Here is a 16303-nt window from a genome sequence, read left to right on the forward strand (position 1 = left end):
TAATGATAACTCTAGGCCGCCATCCGACGATCTAATAGATCACCAATCTTTGAAATAATAAAGTTTAAGATGAAGTAAATCACTGCCAATGCAAGGAACATTGAAATGATTGCGCTTGGTTCTTGCGCGTACACAATTTGAGCACGATAAGTAACTTCTGGCAACATAATAATGGTTGCTAGTGATGTGTCCTTAATCAAAGAAACAAATTGTGACACGATTGGTGGAATCATCGTCTTATATGCCTGTGGCAAAATAATGTGCCACAAAGCTTGTTTGAAATTCAATCCATTTGATAAGGCACCTTCGAGCTGTCCCTTAGGAACGGCCAAAATACCTGAACGAATAATCTCAGCCAACATTGCTGACTCAAAAATTGTCAAAGCGAAGATAGTTGACGTGACAACACCAAAGTGAATACCAATTTTTGGCAAAGCAAAATAGGTGAAAAAGATAATTAATAGTAATGGTAAATTACGAATTAAGTCGATAATAAATCCCACAATTTGTGAAAAATAAGGGATTTTGACATATCTAATCACACCCAACACTGATCCGATAATGAAACTCAGGATAATCGAGACTACCGCAACCTCGATAGTCACACCTAGCCCCATCATCAAGAAGCGCATATTCACCCACGAAAATGCTGAAAAGAATCCACTCATGCGCGACCTCCATTCTTTTCAAGTCTGTTTTCCAAATAACGCATATAATAACTCATTGGCATTGTTAGGATAAGATAGAATATACCAACAATGATAAATGGACCAAATGTATCAAATGTCGTTTGCGAAATCTGATTTGCTTGGTACATTAAATCCAGCCCAGCAACGAATGCAAGCACTGATGAGTTTTTAATCAAATTAATAAATTGATTACCTAGTGGTGGAATAACCAACTTAAAGGCCTGTGGTAAAACAATGTAACGCATTGCTTGCCACCAAGAAAGGCCGTTTGACATTGCCCCTTCTAGTTGGCCCTTTGGCACCGCATTAATACCTGCTCGAACTGTTTCAGCAATAAAAGCTGAGGTATATAACGTTAAACCAAACGTTCCGGCCGCAAAACCACTAATTTTAATAATGTTAGCAATAACCACATAGAAAAACATCGTGATAACCAACAACGGAATGTTTCTAACAACTTCAATATAGATACGACCGATAATATTAGCTAGCTTGTTCGGAATAACTTCGAGTAATGCGAAAGCTGTTCCTAAAATAAGCGAACCAATCAATGCTATAACTGATGAAGCAATTGTCCAGCCGAATCCCGTAAAAAATTCACCAGCATGTGATTGAAATAGTGAGATCATTATTTAGCCAACTCCTTCCAATCCATTCCCTTAACGCTACCGAACCATTTCTGGACCATCTTAGCATAAGTACCGTCTGACTTAATATCCTTAATTGCCTTATTCACGGCTTTGACTAACTTAGGATTTTTCTTTTTCATCGCCACACCATAAGGCTCATTAGTGAAGGTACCACCACGAACTTCTAAGTTTTTAGAACCAGCAGCCATACCATATAAAATACCATTATCAGTCGTTAGCGCATCACCTTGGCCGGCCTTTAAAGCAGTTAATGCTGTTGCGTAATCTTGTAACCCAACAACTTTGGATTTTGGCGCAAAGTCTTTAATTTCATCAATTGAAGTCGAACCTTGTACTGCTAACACGCGGGCCTTAGGTGTATTCAGATCCTTCACATTATGATACTTACTTGAATTTTTAACCATAATTGACTGCCCGGCATCAAAATAAGGATCTGAGAAATCAACAACTTTTTGTCGCTCTGGTGTAACAGACATCGTCGCAATAATAGCATCGATATTACCATTTAGTAGCATAGGTACACGCGTACCAGAAGTAATCTGCGTATACTCGACCTTAGCATCAGGATTGATACGTTTCGTAACTTCCTTGGCCATATCAACATCAAATCCTTCAAGTTTACCTGACTTGATATTCATTAGCCCCATCAATTTCGTATCGCCCTTGACACCCCAGTTCATACGATCAGTTTTCATCACTCGATCATATGTCTCATTTTTAACGTTGTCTGCGTGAATGACTGTTTCTCCGGTTGCCCCAGCAAACAAGGTGACTGCAGCAGCTGCAAGAACTGTCTTCATTACAACTTGAAATCTACTTTTCATGTTGCGCCTCCTTAACGAATAATTTGCGATAGGAATTCCCGTGCACGTGGCTCCTTTGGGTTAGAGAAAAACTCCTTAGTTGGTGAATCTTCAAGAATCCTTCCCTTATCCATGAAAATAACACGGTCAGCAACTTCCTTAGCAAAGCCCATTTCGTGGGTCACAACCAACGTCGTCATTGAAGAATCACCTACAATATCTTGAATTATTTGCAAGACGCCATTGATCATCTCAGGATCCAAAGCCGATGTTGGCTCATCAAATAGCAATGCTTTTGGCTTCATTGCTAATGAACGTGCAATCGCAATACGTTGTTGTTGTCCACCAGAAAGTGCTGATGGTGACTTTGCAGCTTGATCAGCCAAGCCAACACGGTCAAGTAACTCCATGGCAACTTTCTTATTTTCTTCTTCTTCACGATGCAACACTAATCGTGGTGCTAACATGATATTTTCTAAAACTGATTTATTTGCGTACAAATTAAAATGTTGGAAAACCATCCCAACATTCTTTCTCGTACGGTTCATATCCGTCTTAGGATTAGCTAAATCTTGCCCATTTACAATTAACTGTCCACCCTGGACTGGCTCCAAACCATTAATCGTACGAATCAATGTTGATTTTCCTGAACCTGAAGGTCCAATCAAAACAACCGTTTCCCCAGCCTCTACCTTTAAATTAATATCCGTCAACGCATGAAAATCACCATAAAACTTGTTGACATCTTTGAATTCGATCATCGACATAGTGGTTCCTCCTTATGGATAATTTACCTTAAAAATTATCCCGTATATAAAAATAACCCGCCGCGATTTTATTCGTGACGGGTCGCTAATTTAATAATAATCTGAGTTTATCTTAATTGTCAAACATATTGTTAAGTTTGTTGACATGAAAGAATGTTCAATTATGTGCGATTATCTATTTTTTTGTATATGCTAACTCAACTGCTAACTCATAAGGTTTTTCCACAGGCATTAAATCATGACGACCACGAGCCTTTCCTGGTCCACCAGTAACAACAACTGACGCAATATATAAATTGTATGATTCTAATGCTAAGTCAACTGGTTGCAATCCAACCGTTTGAATTCGCGCCAAACGTGACGCAAGCATTTCATTCATCCCACCATAAATTGACAAACCACCACGTTCTTCCTCCAACCGGAAGTAAGGTAATGGGGTACCAGGGTGGTTAGCAAAAATGGTTTGTTGACCGGTAGCTAGAAAAGCTAGCTGTTCTTTCTCTGATAAGCCACCATAGTTTTCACTAATCAGGCCGCCTTCACGTAACTGATCAACAACTTTATTTAACTCGGCAGCCATATCATCATCTGAAACGGCAGTTGCTGGTAGAACTTGTTGTTTATCATAAAGACCATTGGCTGGGACATAAGGCATTGCCTGACCGTCGGTTGTTTTTGCTGCTTGTGGGCCACCCAAAACCTTCTCAAGCTTTGGTGAAATATCCCATTTCACTGTTTTCTGTGTGTAATAGTAAATGATATTTAAAATGACACAATAAAGAATAAACAAAAATCCTAACGCCAGCAACACTCCTCGTAAGTAGGCACCGTTTTGTATATGCCGTACCGCTAAATATAAAATATAAAAATTACCAATACCAGCTAGGATCGTATACATTTGTCCCTTCCAACGAGCATTGACGTTGAAGAAACCAAGATAATGATTAAGTAAATCTAATATCGATAACATTAATTAGTTCCTCCTTGTGCCGCATTGTCATTGGTCGTATTTCCGGTCGTGTTATTATTTGTTCCAGTTGTATTATTACCGGTGGTGTTACCAGTCGTATTATCTGTATTGTTTGCATCATCAGTCGTTCCATCGGTCGTGTTATCTGTAGACTCTTCATCGGTTGACTGACTTGAATTACTTGCTGATGATTTTGATCCTGAGCTAACTGATGTATCATCAGCAATTGAATCTTCATCGGCCACATCCGACTCAGTCGAAACTTTAGCAGAATCATCTGAGGAACTAACAGAAGATTTAACACTTGATGATGAAACCATACTACTAGATACCGAGGATGACTTTGCGGCGCCATTAGAAGAATGGGTGGAAACATTAACGACTGCGTTACCAGCGCTAACTGCTAAAATAATTGATACTAATGCGACTGGTGTCATAAATGGTGGTGTTCGATATGCCATAGATATTACTCCTCCTCCAGGTCAAAAACTAAGGCCTGCTTAACAATATTGTCAATTTTTTCTTTTGTACTTAGCCAATCATCGTTAACAACAACATGAGCAATTCCTTGTAAGGGTTCAGGTAATTGCACATCACGTTTATATTCCTCACTTGCCATGCGTCGACGAGTTTCTTCCAAATTATCGCCTCGTTTTGATAGTCTACCCAAAAGTTCATCAGTTTTGGTGACAGTCAAAAAAATCACGACGGCTTCATCCCCTAATTTTTCTGAATAGGTTTTTGCACCAGCAGTATCCAAAACAATGCTAATCAATGGGCTTTTCTCCCACGCACGTTCAAGTCCCTCGTATGATGACCCATAACGATAATTGGCATACGCAACACTTTCTAAATAATGATTATTTTCAAAAGACTGTTCTGTCTCAAAGTAATAGTCAATTTGGTCAATCTCACCTTCACGCGGTGGTCTAGTTGTATGTGTAATCACCTTGGGCATTTCATAAAACTCATTTAAATAATTGGCAACGGTTGTTTTACCAGTTCCCGTATTACCTGTCAGAACGAAAACTTTTCGATTCATAACTCTTTCTACTCTCTTTTTTTACTGCTATTAGTATACTGCCTAATCCTTAAGGTTCCCTAACATTTTAAGAATAACTTGTTTTCAATATTAGATTACTATAGTTTCGTTAATCAGTCATAGTAAAAGTCGCAAAACACCTCTTTCTGTGCCTTATTTTTTACTATGGCAAAACAGAAGACAGGGAAGGTGTGACGCTCGTAACACCTTCCCTGTCCCGCATCCCGCTGCCCAACTACCATGGCAGTGTTTTTAGCATCTCTGTTACATAATTGTAACACTTTTTTATTGAAAATGAAAAAAAGTTAGCGATATCTCTCCGCTAACTTTTAATAATTATTCAATTTTAAAACTATTCCACATTTGATAATTCATACATGGCTTGACCAAAAATAGCCATGGCACGCGTCAAATCAGCAACTGGATAGAACTCATCAGCTTGATGCATCGTATCAGGCGTACCTTCAAACATGGCACCAAAGGCAACACCACGCTTTAGTAAGCGACCAAATGTACCACCACCGATAACTTGCTCATCAGCTGGCAAACCAGTATGCTCACGATAAACTTGTAACAACGTTTGTACAAGTGGATCATTACCAGGTACATAATGTGGCACTTGTGCATGACCTTCTTGCTTAGCGACCGCATCGAATCCAGCAGGTAATGACTGCGCAACATGCTTTTCAATTTCATCGGCCGTTGTATTTTGTGGGTAACGGAAGTTCGCGTTAACAAAACCATCTTGCCCATCAGTAAAGCGTTGGATTCCTACATTCATCGACAAATCATGCATTAATTCATCATGCTTCTTAGCACCAATCTTTTCCGCAACCGTGTCATCATGTAATTTCGTCCCCAAGAATGTCAAGAAGCCTTGTGCATTACCACCAAAGTCTTGATCTTGTAGGAAATTAGCTAAGTAAGTTCCGGCATTTTCACCAGTTTCAGGCATGGAACCATGAACTTGCTTACCATAGAAGGTAACAGCTACCTGGTTACCATCAACTGTTGCTTCACCCTTAACTCGAGTTTCAGTAGTTAAGTAGGCTTGCATAGCAGCTACTAACGCGTCGGCATCAGCTGTTTCAACTGTTGCTTTCGCTACACCAGGTACCATGTTTGGTCGTTGACCAGCAGTAAATGAAAGAAGCTTCAATGAGCCACCTTGAGTACCGGCAAAACGTGTCACAACTGACACATTTCCCTTTTCACCATTAATGATTGGGAACTCAGCATCTGGTGAGAATCCCATCGTTGGTTCACCATACTCAGCGAAGAATTCATCCATACCAGTCCAGTCAGATTCTTCATCGATTCCAACTACCAATACTAACTTACGGTTTAGCTTTAGTCCCATTTCCTTGATCATCTTCAACGCATAATAAGCTGCGAAGGTTGGGCCTTTATCATCAGATGCACCACGGGCATATAGACGACCATCCTCAATAACTGGTGTCCAAGGGTCTTTAGTCCAACCATCACCTTCTGGCATAACATCCAAGTGACCAATAATAGCAACTGTTTCCTCAGCATCTTCAGGACCTAACTCAGCATAAGCAACTAAATTCTTATAGTTACCCACACGGAAACCATCACGCTTAGCAAACTCTTCAAACTTCAACAATGCTTCTTTAGGACCTGGTCCCAAAGGTGCATCGGACGTTGCTGCTTCATCATCACGAACCGACTTGATTGCCAACATTTCTTTTAAATCTTTTAGTAAATCATCTTCATATTTCAACGCTTCAGCACGCCATTGTTTTGTCATTATTTAACTCCTCCACGATTAACATTCTTTTCAATTATACACTTCTTTATGGAAATTCGCACCGACCCATGTATGCTTTATAAATTAGATTGAATACGTGCCATATAGTTTGGTAAAGCATCTGCTATGAAAGATGGTTTCACAACGTAACTATGTCTAGCCATTTCCTGGGCAATCATCGAATGCGCATAGACGGCTGCTTCCACCGCCTTTAAATGGTTCTTTTTAAATTGGCCAACAAAGCCACCAATCGTACCAGCCAAAACATCTCCCATACCACCAGTCGCTTGGTAGGCTCCACCAATCAACAACTGACGAAGTTCATCCTGCGCATAGATCAACGTGTGATGTTGCTTTAATACCAGCACATCCAAATTCAAAATTTGGCGTTGTACTTCATTTAACTGATGCTCTGTTTGATAATTTAATTGCACACCACTCAAACGTTCCCATTCCATTTGATGTGGTGTGGCAATCGTATATGGTTGCCGAGGAAACATCAAATGATTTTCGGCCATAATGGTCAATGCTGACCCATCAACTACCAAAATTTGATTTTGATTAACGGTTGCAAATACTTGTTTGACCAAATCAACCGCTTTTTGATCAGTACCTAAGCCTGGTCCAATAACAATCACATCATTCTTTTTTATGTTTTCTACCAACTGGTCACTATCTTCCCAGTCGATAAACATTGCTTCTGGTGTTCGGGCATGCAAAGCCGTTAAATTCACTTTATCGGTTGCTACTGAAGTTAACCCTGCTCCGGCACCAACACTTGCTTGACTGGCCATTAAAATAGCGCCACCAAATTGTAAACTTCCCCCAATCAGCAGCACATGACCATAGTCCCCTTTATGACTTTGATCAGGTCGCCTTAAAATAACTTCATGTAAAATATCTGATTTTAGTTCACTAACCATGGTGATTCTCCAGTTTTTCCTAAAATATCGCTTATACCTTTGTATAAAAACTCACTTATCATTCTATTTCATATTACTATTCTAACATCTATTGCACAAATACATGAATTACGTGAAAATAGTATCAAAACACACTTTGGAGGCTACTTATGCTTAACATCGCTTATGTTGGATTTGGAAAAAGTACCAATCGCTATCATATCCCATATGTCCGTCAACGACCTGATAAATTTCATATTAGTCGCGTTGTTGCACCGCACATTGATAAACGCCCTGAAGAACGGGCGGCTCTTGAAAAAACAGGGACAATTTTTTCAACAGATATCCAAGATATTATAACTGACAAAACACTCGATTTAGTCATCATCGTTACTCCGGCACCAACCCACTTTTCAGTTGCTCGCCAATTACTGCTTGCTGGTAAAAACATCTTAGTCGACAAACCTTTAGTGGCAACGGCCCAAGAAGCTTCAGAATTGGTCGACTTGGCTAACCAAAAAGGTCTATTTTTCATGCCGTTCCAAAACCGACGCTTTGATAGTGACTTTTTAACACTAAAACATGTCTTAAACGCTGGTTATGTCGGTCGACCTGTTGAGCTTGAATTACATATGGATCATTATCGACCAAATGACGCCAAATTAACTGGTAGCCCCATCGAGACGACCTGGTTTGACCATGGCGCTCACCTAGTTGACCAAATTGTTTCACTATTTGGTGCACCACAAACAGTTGCCTATGATTTAAGATCAACGCGCGATTTATCAGCAACACTATCCGACCAATTTGAGGTGAACTTATTTTACCCAGACGCCTTTAAGGCAACTGTCCAGTCGAGCGAAACAATTGTTAACCACTACCCTAAGTGGATTCTCCACGGCACTAAGGGATCTTATATCAAGCACAATATTGACCAACAAGAATATGATTTAAAAACTGGCATTATGCCAGGCGATTCTGGTTTCGGCCAAGATGCACCGCAAGATTACGGCAAAGTTACTTACTACAATCAAAATAATGATCGTTTAGAAAAGTTCATCCCTTCTATTCAAGGTGACTATGGTTCTGTTTACGATGCCATTTTTGAAACACTCGTCAACAAACAACCAAAATTAGTATCTGATAATCAATTATTAACAACCATGCGCATATTAGAGGCTGGTGCAACAGGCGCTAACCCACATATTGTAAATTTTGATCGTTAATCCGAAGCTTTATATTTGTAACCGCTTCCAATAGATGTTACTATAATCATGTACCAAAGGAAAGGTAGGTAGATGATTTGAAAATTGATTTCTTTTCAACCTCAAACATCGCTTTAGCTACTAAAATCCATATGGGCGTGTCACAGTAATGATGCAAGATATAACTTCGTATCACATTTTGAATGATAAACATTAAGTCATGAATTGACAGTCTTGCAGACATTAGCATCGGTTACTTCAACAATATACGATAGCTCTTATAGTTAAGGGTGAAAACATGTATGTTGATTTGGAGGCTGCTCCCGACACGGTTCGCTTTTTAAACGAATAAATGTGGATGAGTAGTAGTTGCGAGCAAGATGTATTTGGTTTCGGTAGTGCTAGCGACAGTCGCTTAAATCTGCAGATTAAGCCTCTAGACATTGCCACTACAATTGAATATAGGGTAGCAAACTCAAGTGCTCTCCTTGTTATACTTTTCATAGATATAACAAAAGTAACCGCGGGTCAACGTACCGGCGGTTTTTTTAATGCAGAGCTGATAAGTTGCTGTTTTGGAGTCCAAAATAAGTGATAAATTTGGTGCACCGCCGGAGCGACTGCGTAGGTGTGTGACATATTTATTGCTTATTTTTGACGGACTGGCAGCTTATCGCGTTTAATGCAGAGCTGATAAATTTTCGTTTTGACAGTCAATATAACGCTAACAGTGACTGCTTCGCCGCAGCGACTGCGTAGGCATGCAGGCATTGTTGGTGTTATATTGGCTGGATTGAAAATTTATCGCGTTTATGAGAGCGTGACACCCAGCGTTTAGCATTCAGCTATAAGGCCTGTTTTACATAAAAGAAGTCGAAGCTTTCCGATTTGAACCGGAAAGCTTCGACTTCTTTTATTTTTTAATTATTCATACGATACTCTTGTAAGAGCCCTTCGCGTACTCCTGAAGATGAAAAGACAACTTTATTAGAACCCGTACGTTTAATCAATTCAACCAATGGTAACAACCCACTGATCATAATATCCGCACGATTAGCCTCTAGCCCTAATAGTTCCTCTCGTTCTGATCTAGTCATCTTAATCAACTTTTCATAAATTGCCATGACGGCTGCCGTCGTCATTTCATAGCCATGAAAATCAGAATCTGCGGCCAAACCATGTTGTACTCGATCTAACCTAGCTAGTGATCGGTTAGCGCCACCTAATAAAATAATTGGTAATGTAACCGTATCATCCAACCAAGGTAATTTAGCATACTGATTATTCACATACTTAGTGGCCTTAGCAAGTACTTCTGGTGATACCACCCCTGCAACATTCAACTTAAACTTTTCAGATAAGTTGACCGCACCAAAAGGTAAGCTCATCATATTTGTGGCCATTCGGTCTTCAATACCAACTAGTTCAACACTAGCACCACCTGTATCTAGTAACCAAGCATCTGGTATATCCAATGCTGATGCAGCACCCAAATAATCATAATAAGCTTCTTGGTCACCCGTTAACACACGAATTTCGACACCGACTGCTCGAAAAACCTTGTCCAAGAATTCAGCTTGATTTTCTGCTTCACGCACGGCAGCCGTTGCAATGCCAACCACCGTCACATCATCAAACATCATGTAATCTTGCTGGAATTCTAATAGTGCATCAACAACCCGCGTCATTGCCGCGTCCGTTAATTCACCATCATTTTCATCCATGCCTTCTGCCAAACGCGTATCTAATTTGCGTCGGTGTAATTCAACAAAATTTCCATCATCTTGTAGTTCCTCAACCACCATTCTGGTTGAATTTGAACCCAAGTCAATGACTGCCAAATAACTCATTTCATGCTCCTTCAAGGTATCAATTAATCATTAACCCCAGTAATCGACTCCCATTGCATGGCGAACTTCCGCCATCGTCTGTTGACCGATAGTACGGGCTTTTTCAGATCCCGCCTTCACAATATCCAAAACAGCGTCTTTATCCGCTGCATATTGTGCACGACGTTCACGAATTGGTGTTAATTCTTTGTTTAATACTTCAAACAAATATTTTTTAATTTTCATATCGCCCAATCCGCCGGCTTCGTATTGTGCCTTTAGATCAGCAACATATGCTTTATCTTCATCAAAAATATCAAGGTAAGTAAATACCATGTTACCTTCAACATGACCTGGATCTGACAAACGTACGTGGGTTGGATCGGTATACATTGACTTTACCTTAGTCCAAAGTGTTTCTTCATCATCACTTAGGTAAATCGCATTGCCCAAAGATTTCGACATTTTCGCATTACCGTCTAGACCAGGAATACGTCCTTGTCCTTCTGGTGGAAAAATACCTTCAGGCTCTACCAATATATCAGTATTGTAGTAACGATTGAACGTACGAACCAATTCACGTGTTTGCTCTAACATTGGTTTCTGGTCATCCCCAACCGGCACGACTTGTCCTTTAAATAGGGCAATATCGGCCGCTTGTGACACGGGATAAATAAAGAAACCAGTTGGGATGCTTTCACCAAATCCCTTTTGTTGGATTTCAGCTTTAACAGTTGGATTACGTTGCACACGTGCCACTGATACTAAGTTCAAAAAGTATTCTGTTAATTCTGATAGTTCTGGTACGGCAGATTGCACGAAAATCGTTGTCTTCGCGGGATCGATGCCAACTGCTAAATAGTCCAAAACGACTTCCAAAAGAGAGTTTTGAATTTTTTCAGGATTACGAGCATTGTCAGTAAATGCTTGTTTATCGGCTACCATAATAAAAGGATCATATTTACCAGAGTTTTGCATTGCAACTCGGGTTTTTAATGAACCAACATAGTGTCCAATATGGAGTTTACCGGTCGGGCGATCGCCAGTTAACAAAACTTTCTTTTCAGTCATATTTTTCTTCTTTCCATTGTGACATAGTCACAAAATCAAATTCGTCAAAACCAATTGTAAAAGTTTTTTAAGACGATAACAAGCGTTTCATCAGTTATTATGTAATTGTTTATTTTCAATCGTCTCATGCACACGTGTAATCAACCTAGATACTTGCCCAATACTAATCAAACTAAGCGCATGCATCGCACGTGATGCCAAAGTGTATAGTAAGCCAGTTGCTTTACCATCCGAATAATTTTCTTGTGAAACGTTATAGCCAATAACGGCATCAAACTCCAATCCCTTCGCCAAATAAATGGGCATCACTAAGACATTCGCCACACGTGAACGATCCGTCGCATGTAGCAATTGTACTGTTTCTGGATAATTGCGTAAAGCATCCATTACTGACGTTGATTCGTCAGCGGTTTTAGTCAAAATAGCCACCGTTTGGAACTTTTGACGTAATCGTGCTACCTCATTTGTTAACACACCATCAACCTGCGTTGCTTCCGTTTGAAGCAACAACGGCTTATCCCCATGTCTCGTGAAGGTGATAATATCTTCACCATCTGGTAGCAGGGCCTTAGCAAAATTCATAATCTCCTGTGTTGAACGATAGGCTTTATTCAACTTAATCAAGGTTGGCTGTTTTGCAGCAAAGGCTTGGGCGTATTTATTCAGGAGGGCTTGTGGAGTTTCAACAGCCCGAAACAAAGCCTGCTCAGAATCACCTAATACCGTAAATTTTGCTTTGGGAAATGCGTGTTTTAAGTACAACAATTGTGATAACGCATAATCTTGCATTTCATCCACAAACACGTATGACATCGCCTGATTTGTCCCACCACCAGTTAAAGCATCTCGCAAAAATAGCAACGGTGCTGCATCCTCTAAGTCAATGCGATGGTACTCTAATTGCCTTGCAAATCGCTCTTGTTTAGCTTCCCACCAATCGGCATGTGACTCATCCTGCGTACCCATATACGCCAAGAAGGCCACATATTGCTCATAAATATCAAGATAGAAACTATTATACAAAGCATCATCAATAACCTGCCAATGTTTCATTAGATACCGCTTAGCTACCAATGAAATAACATCATCAACATTTTCAGATACCAATGTTTCTTCAACGTCTTCATCACCAAGTAAATCTTGATATTCCTGATCTGTCAGATTATCCAATTCTTCTAATACCCAATCAGCATCCTGCAAACTATCGATACGATCCATCAACACCTTCATAAAATGTTTTTGAACTTTATCAATACGTTCGCGCACTGAATAATTATCAGACAATGATGCCATATAACTAGCTAACTCTGTTGCACTAAAAAACACCTTATCTTCATAATAAATATCAACAAAATGTAAGTCCTTCGTCGATAATTGCGCAACGTATTGCTGAATAAATGTAACAATATCAGCACTTTCGAGTACTTCACGAATACGTCGACTAGCCGATCCAATCACTTGTTGTTCCTGTTCATAACGATCAAATAAGGTTTGTACCGTCAACCCCTGCAAACGCGCACTGAAAAACTCAGCTAATGTGACCTGACGCATGTTCCGTTCACCCAATGATGGTAAGACATCCGCAATATAGCTCGAAAATAGACGATTTGGTGAAAAAAGCACGATTTGATCGGAATTAAGGGCTTCACGTGCGTGGAAAAGCAGAAATGCAATTCGCTGCAAGATAGCTGATGTTTTCCCGGAACCAGCAACTCCCTGAACGACTAATAAATCACTCGTTGTATCGCGAATAATTTGATTTTGTTCCTTTTGAATCGTTGCAACAATATTTCGCATCACTTCATCATTTTGCTGGCCTAGTGCAAATTGCAACATTTCATCACCAACAGTTTCATTCGTGTCAAACATGTTCGTAATCTTGGCATCACTAATAACAAATTGTCTTTTCTTCTGTAAATCAACCGTCTGCTCACCACTAGGAGTTGGATAGCTAACTTGTCCTAAAGTCCCATTATAATAAACACCGCTAATTGGTGCCCGCCAATCATAAATTAAAAACTCACCTTCATCATCTTGAAGAGATGCCAAACCAATATAGAGTGTTTCTGGCCAATTATCTTCAACAATATCTACCCGACCAAAATATGGATTTGGACGTAACATGGTTAGAGTGTCTACGGATTTGGCCATAATATTCTCGGTCTCTGTGACACGAGCCACAATATTACGTTGTTGTTGGATTTCGGCGTTAGTCTCCATTGAATCATCAACTTCAGCCGTGTTAATTGATGTGTTAGCAATGTAGTTGCTTTCAACGGCTCGTGTTTCTGAGTGAGCCTTTGCATAGGCGTCTTTTGCTTCCAACAATTGTTGATCTATTTTTTGTACGACAGTATCTAACCTTTTTTGTTCAGTCGCCTGTTCTTGATGCATGTCTACCCCCTCTTTCATATTTTTTAAGCATAAAGAGGTTGGGACACTATTTTTTGTCCCAACCCCATCCACAGATTATTTCATTATACTAAGCCAAGACTGATAAATAGGGCTTGATCAATTTTAACAACCAATTCTGCTGGTACAAGGCCAATTTTATCTTGCAAACGACGCTTATCAAGCGTTCGAACTTGCTCCAACAAAATAACAGAATCTTTTCCAATACCCGTATTCGCCGATTCGGCCGGTAAACCAACATGCGTTGGCAACTTAGGTTTAGCTATTTTAGCCGTAATTGGTGCAACAATTACAGTTGGGGAATGTTGATTCCCGACATTATTTTGAACAATCACGACCGGACGTTGACCACCTTGCTCCGATCCAACTACGGGTGATAAATCAGCAAAAAAAATATCACCACGTTTCATCTCATTTTTATTAGCCATATATCTCTCTTTACTTTACTAACTTTCGTGGCAAGCGTGTTGATAAACTAGTTGCAATTTCATACGGAATCGTATTTAAATGCTCCGCCAAATCTGCCAATGTAATCTCTTCTTGGCCTACTTTACCAACTAGCGTAATAACGGTACCAATTGGCATGTCTTCAGGTAAACGTACCATCAGTTGGTCCATGGCAATACGCCCAATTATTTCAACATGTCGACCATCTGGCAATAAGCCATACATTCCCTGCAATTGACGTGCGTAACCGTCTGCATACCCGAGTGGTAACGTACCAATCCATTCTGATTGCGTAGTTGTATACGTTGCACCATAGGAAATTGCAGTACCAGCCGCTACTTCTTTAACGTGAACAAGCTCAGCTTTTAACGTCAATGCTGGCGTCAATTTATCTGCTGTTATTTCTTTACCAGAAGGATTAAAGCCATACATAGCAGCACCCACACGTATTGCATCTTCACTTGGCTGCTCATGCCACAATGATGTTGCTGAATTTGCTAGATGATGCCAGGTATTACTAGGTAATGGTAAATCATCAACCAATTTATGCCAAGTTTTCACCTGTTGTTGATAATATGTCTGGTCTTTCTCATCAGCTGTTGCAAAATGCATCCCAATGCCTTTCAGAATCAATTGATCATTTTGATTAATTTTCTCAACGACCCGTTGTAGTTCTTCCGGATGTCGGATACCAATTCTACCCATTCCCGTATCAACACCAATTGATAGTACTAGGGTTGCCTGAGAAGATAATTTACGGCTTGCAGCATCCAACCATGCTTCACTCGTGACGATTGGTATTAGTTGATATGTTACAAGTTCATCAACATAGTCAGCTGGTGTTACTCCTAATATAAATATTGGTTCCATCACACCATACTGACGTAGCCAAATGCCTTCATCAATAGTTGCCACACCAAATCCATCGACACTAGCTTTCTTGGCGGCAGTCACGACCTGTGCCAAGCCATGACCATAGGCATTGGCTTTCACGATTGCGATAAAATGGTGCGTATCAGTCAATTCACGTACCACGGCAATATTTTGTGCAATCGCGCTTGCTGAAATTTCAATCCAAGCGGGTCGTCTGGTACTAATAACGGCTTGATTCGCAACTTTCTCGTGATTTTCCTCTGCTATTGCTGGCGTAGTCGTCTTCTCTAAAATAACTGAACTGTGAACAGTGTCACCAGTATGTGAAATTGAAATATGTACAACAGCTTGGTTTTGTCTAGGGTGCTTGACCATGATAGGTTGTCCAGCTTCATTAGGTAAAATTTCAATATCCTGCCAATGTGCTTGTGAACCAATACCGGTCCCAATTGCTTTGCTATAGGCTTCTTTGATTGAGAATCGGCCCGCTAAAAATTCTTGACGATGCTTGCCTTTTCTTGAATCATAAACCGCACGTTCTGCTGGCGTCAGAATAACATCAACAAATCCGGGGCGTCGTTCAGCAACGGCACTAACCTGACTAATAATCTGTGCATCAATTCCATGTCCAACAATCATGTACATACCTCCGAAAATATTATATTCATTATACCCTCTATAGACCATCAATGTTTGACTATTTTTTTACTTAATGAATACAAAAAAGATAGCAAAAAAGGTTGAGATGAACTGAACCCCGTAAGTTGGAGTAATTTCCAAAACTTACGGGGTTTTACTATGTTTTCAAAAGAAGTACAAATTGAAGCTGTCACAATGTATCTACAAGGTATTCCGCCTTATAAAATACGGAA

General features: G+C 40.0%; 15 protein-coding genes. 1 reads left to right on the plus strand and 14 read right to left on the minus strand.

The genetic code is table 11. From position 1 onward, the window contains the following. Window positions 1-11 precede the first annotated feature (11 nt). The 9 genes from NGR58_RS05805 to NGR58_RS05845 form a co-directional block, all read right to left on the minus strand. On the minus strand, window positions 12-668 hold the full coding sequence (locus NGR58_RS05805) for an amino acid ABC transporter permease (protein WP_258088663.1): 657 nt from the start codon (window positions 666-668) through the stop codon (window positions 12-14). Continuing rightward, window positions 665-1318, minus strand: a complete 654-nt coding sequence (locus NGR58_RS05810) for an amino acid ABC transporter permease (protein ID WP_258088664.1) — start codon at window positions 1316-1318, stop codon at window positions 665-667. Before NGR58_RS05810 ends, NGR58_RS05805 begins: the two co-directional genes overlap by 4 nt. After that, window positions 1318-2163, minus strand: a complete 846-nt coding sequence (locus tag NGR58_RS05815; protein ID WP_258088665.1) for a glutamate ABC transporter substrate-binding protein — start codon at window positions 2161-2163, stop codon at window positions 1318-1320. Before NGR58_RS05815 ends, NGR58_RS05810 begins: the two co-directional genes overlap by 1 nt. An 11-nt stretch (window positions 2164-2174) precedes the next feature. Further along, window positions 2175-2909 carry an amino acid ABC transporter ATP-binding protein gene (locus NGR58_RS05820; RefSeq protein WP_282556354.1) on the minus strand — a complete coding sequence of 245 codons (735 nt, stop codon included), beginning with the start codon at window positions 2907-2909 and terminating at the stop codon, window positions 2175-2177. A 175-nt stretch (window positions 2910-3084) separates the two neighbouring features. Next, window positions 3085-3879, minus strand: coding sequence for a DUF6681 family protein (locus NGR58_RS05825; protein ID WP_258088666.1), 795 nt, complete (start codon window positions 3877-3879; stop codon window positions 3085-3087). Beyond that, window positions 3879-4340, minus strand: coding sequence for a hypothetical protein (locus NGR58_RS05830; protein WP_258088667.1), 462 nt, complete (start codon window positions 4338-4340; stop codon window positions 3879-3881). The genes NGR58_RS05825 and NGR58_RS05830 overlap by 1 nt, the downstream gene beginning before the upstream one ends. Window positions 4341-4345: 5 nt before the next feature. Then, window positions 4346-4921: an AAA family ATPase gene (locus NGR58_RS05835; RefSeq protein ID WP_258088668.1), complete on the minus strand. Its 576-nt coding sequence runs from the start codon at window positions 4919-4921 to the stop codon at window positions 4346-4348. A gap of 352 nt (window positions 4922-5273) precedes the next feature. Further along, complete coding sequence (gene pepV, locus NGR58_RS05840; protein ID WP_258088669.1) at window positions 5274-6692, minus strand: dipeptidase PepV; 1419 nt, start codon at window positions 6690-6692, stop codon at window positions 5274-5276. Between the two features lie 77 nt (window positions 6693-6769). Beyond that, on the minus strand, window positions 6770-7615 hold the full coding sequence (locus NGR58_RS05845) for an NAD(P)H-hydrate dehydratase (RefSeq protein ID WP_258088670.1): 846 nt from the start codon (window positions 7613-7615) through the stop codon (window positions 6770-6772). Window positions 7616-7764: 149 nt separating this feature from the next. Here NGR58_RS05845 and NGR58_RS05850 point away from each other — a divergent pair, with 149 nt between their 5' ends. After that, window positions 7765-8820, plus strand: coding sequence for a Gfo/Idh/MocA family oxidoreductase (locus NGR58_RS05850; protein ID WP_258088671.1), 1056 nt, complete (start codon window positions 7765-7767; stop codon window positions 8818-8820). Window positions 8821-9719: 899 nt separating this feature from the next. On the opposite strand, the gene NGR58_RS05855 is transcribed toward NGR58_RS05850, so the two are convergent. The 5 genes from NGR58_RS05855 to alr all read right to left on the minus strand — a co-directional run bounded on the left by NGR58_RS05855 (window position 9720) and on the right by alr (window position 16070). Then, a complete protein-coding gene (locus tag NGR58_RS05855) occupies window positions 9720-10649 on the minus strand; it encodes a Ppx/GppA phosphatase family protein (protein ID WP_258088672.1) in 930 nt (309 codons plus the stop codon). Between the two features lie 30 nt (window positions 10650-10679). Then, entirely contained in the window at window positions 10680-11699 is a 1020-nt protein-coding gene (trpS, locus tag NGR58_RS05860) for a tryptophan--tRNA ligase (RefSeq protein WP_258088673.1), read from the minus strand. 90 nt (window positions 11700-11789) lie between these two features. Then, a complete protein-coding gene (helD, locus tag NGR58_RS05865) occupies window positions 11790-14093 on the minus strand; it encodes an RNA polymerase recycling motor HelD (RefSeq protein ID WP_258088674.1) in 2304 nt (767 codons plus the stop codon). A gap of 83 nt (window positions 14094-14176) precedes the next feature. Beyond that, a complete protein-coding gene (locus NGR58_RS05870) occupies window positions 14177-14539 on the minus strand; it encodes a type II toxin-antitoxin system PemK/MazF family toxin (protein WP_258088675.1) in 363 nt (120 codons plus the stop codon). 10 nt (window positions 14540-14549) lie between these two features. Beyond that, window positions 14550-16070, minus strand: a complete 1521-nt coding sequence (alr, locus tag NGR58_RS05875; RefSeq protein WP_258088676.1) for an alanine racemase — start codon at window positions 16068-16070, stop codon at window positions 14550-14552. Window positions 16071-16303: the final 233 nt, after the last annotated feature.

It is taken from the genome of Weissella fangxianensis (genome assembly GCF_024718545.1).
GTDB lineage: Bacteria > Bacillota > Bacilli > Lactobacillales > Lactobacillaceae > Weissella > Weissella fangxianensis.

Bases quoted from the DNA above. Each gene is read 5' to 3' on its own strand.
- NGR58_RS05830 (WP_258088667.1), bottom strand. From the start codon at position 4,340: ATGGCATATCGAACACCACCATTTATGACACCAGTCGCATTAGTATCA.
- NGR58_RS05870 (WP_258088675.1), bottom strand. From the start codon at position 14,539: ATGGCTAATAAAAATGAGATGAAACGTGGTGATATTTTTTTTGCTGAT.
- pepV (WP_258088669.1), bottom strand. From the start codon at position 6,692: ATGACAAAACAATGGCGTGCTGAAGCGTTGAAATATGAAGATGATTTA.
- NGR58_RS05845 (WP_258088670.1), bottom strand. From the start codon at position 7,615: ATGGTTAGTGAACTAAAATCAGATATTTTACATGAAGTTATTTTAAGG.
- NGR58_RS05850 (WP_258088671.1), top strand. From the start codon at position 7,765: ATGCTTAACATCGCTTATGTTGGATTTGGAAAAAGTACCAATCGCTAT.
- trpS (WP_258088673.1), bottom strand. From the start codon at position 11,699: ATGACTGAAAAGAAAGTTTTGTTAACTGGCGATCGCCCGACCGGTAAA.
- NGR58_RS05855 (WP_258088672.1), bottom strand. From the start codon at position 10,649: ATGAGTTATTTGGCAGTCATTGACTTGGGTTCAAATTCAACCAGAATG.
- NGR58_RS05805 (WP_258088663.1), bottom strand. From the start codon at position 668: ATGAGTGGATTCTTTTCAGCATTTTCGTGGGTGAATATGCGCTTCTTG.
- helD (WP_258088674.1), bottom strand. From the start codon at position 14,093: ATGCATCAAGAACAGGCGACTGAACAAAAAAGGTTAGATACTGTCGTA.
- NGR58_RS05820 (WP_282556354.1), bottom strand. From the start codon at position 2,909: ATGTCGATGATCGAATTCAAAGATGTCAACAAGTTTTATGGTGATTTT.
- NGR58_RS05810 (WP_258088664.1), bottom strand. From the start codon at position 1,318: ATGATCTCACTATTTCAATCACATGCTGGTGAATTTTTTACGGGATTC.
- alr (WP_258088676.1), bottom strand. From the start codon at position 16,070: ATGATTGTTGGACATGGAATTGATGCACAGATTATTAGTCAGGTTAGT.
- NGR58_RS05825 (WP_258088666.1), bottom strand. From the start codon at position 3,879: ATGTTATCGATATTAGATTTACTTAATCATTATCTTGGTTTCTTCAAC.
- NGR58_RS05835 (WP_258088668.1), bottom strand. From the start codon at position 4,921: ATGAATCGAAAAGTTTTCGTTCTGACAGGTAATACGGGAACTGGTAAA.
- NGR58_RS05815 (WP_258088665.1), bottom strand. From the start codon at position 2,163: ATGAAAAGTAGATTTCAAGTTGTAATGAAGACAGTTCTTGCAGCTGCT.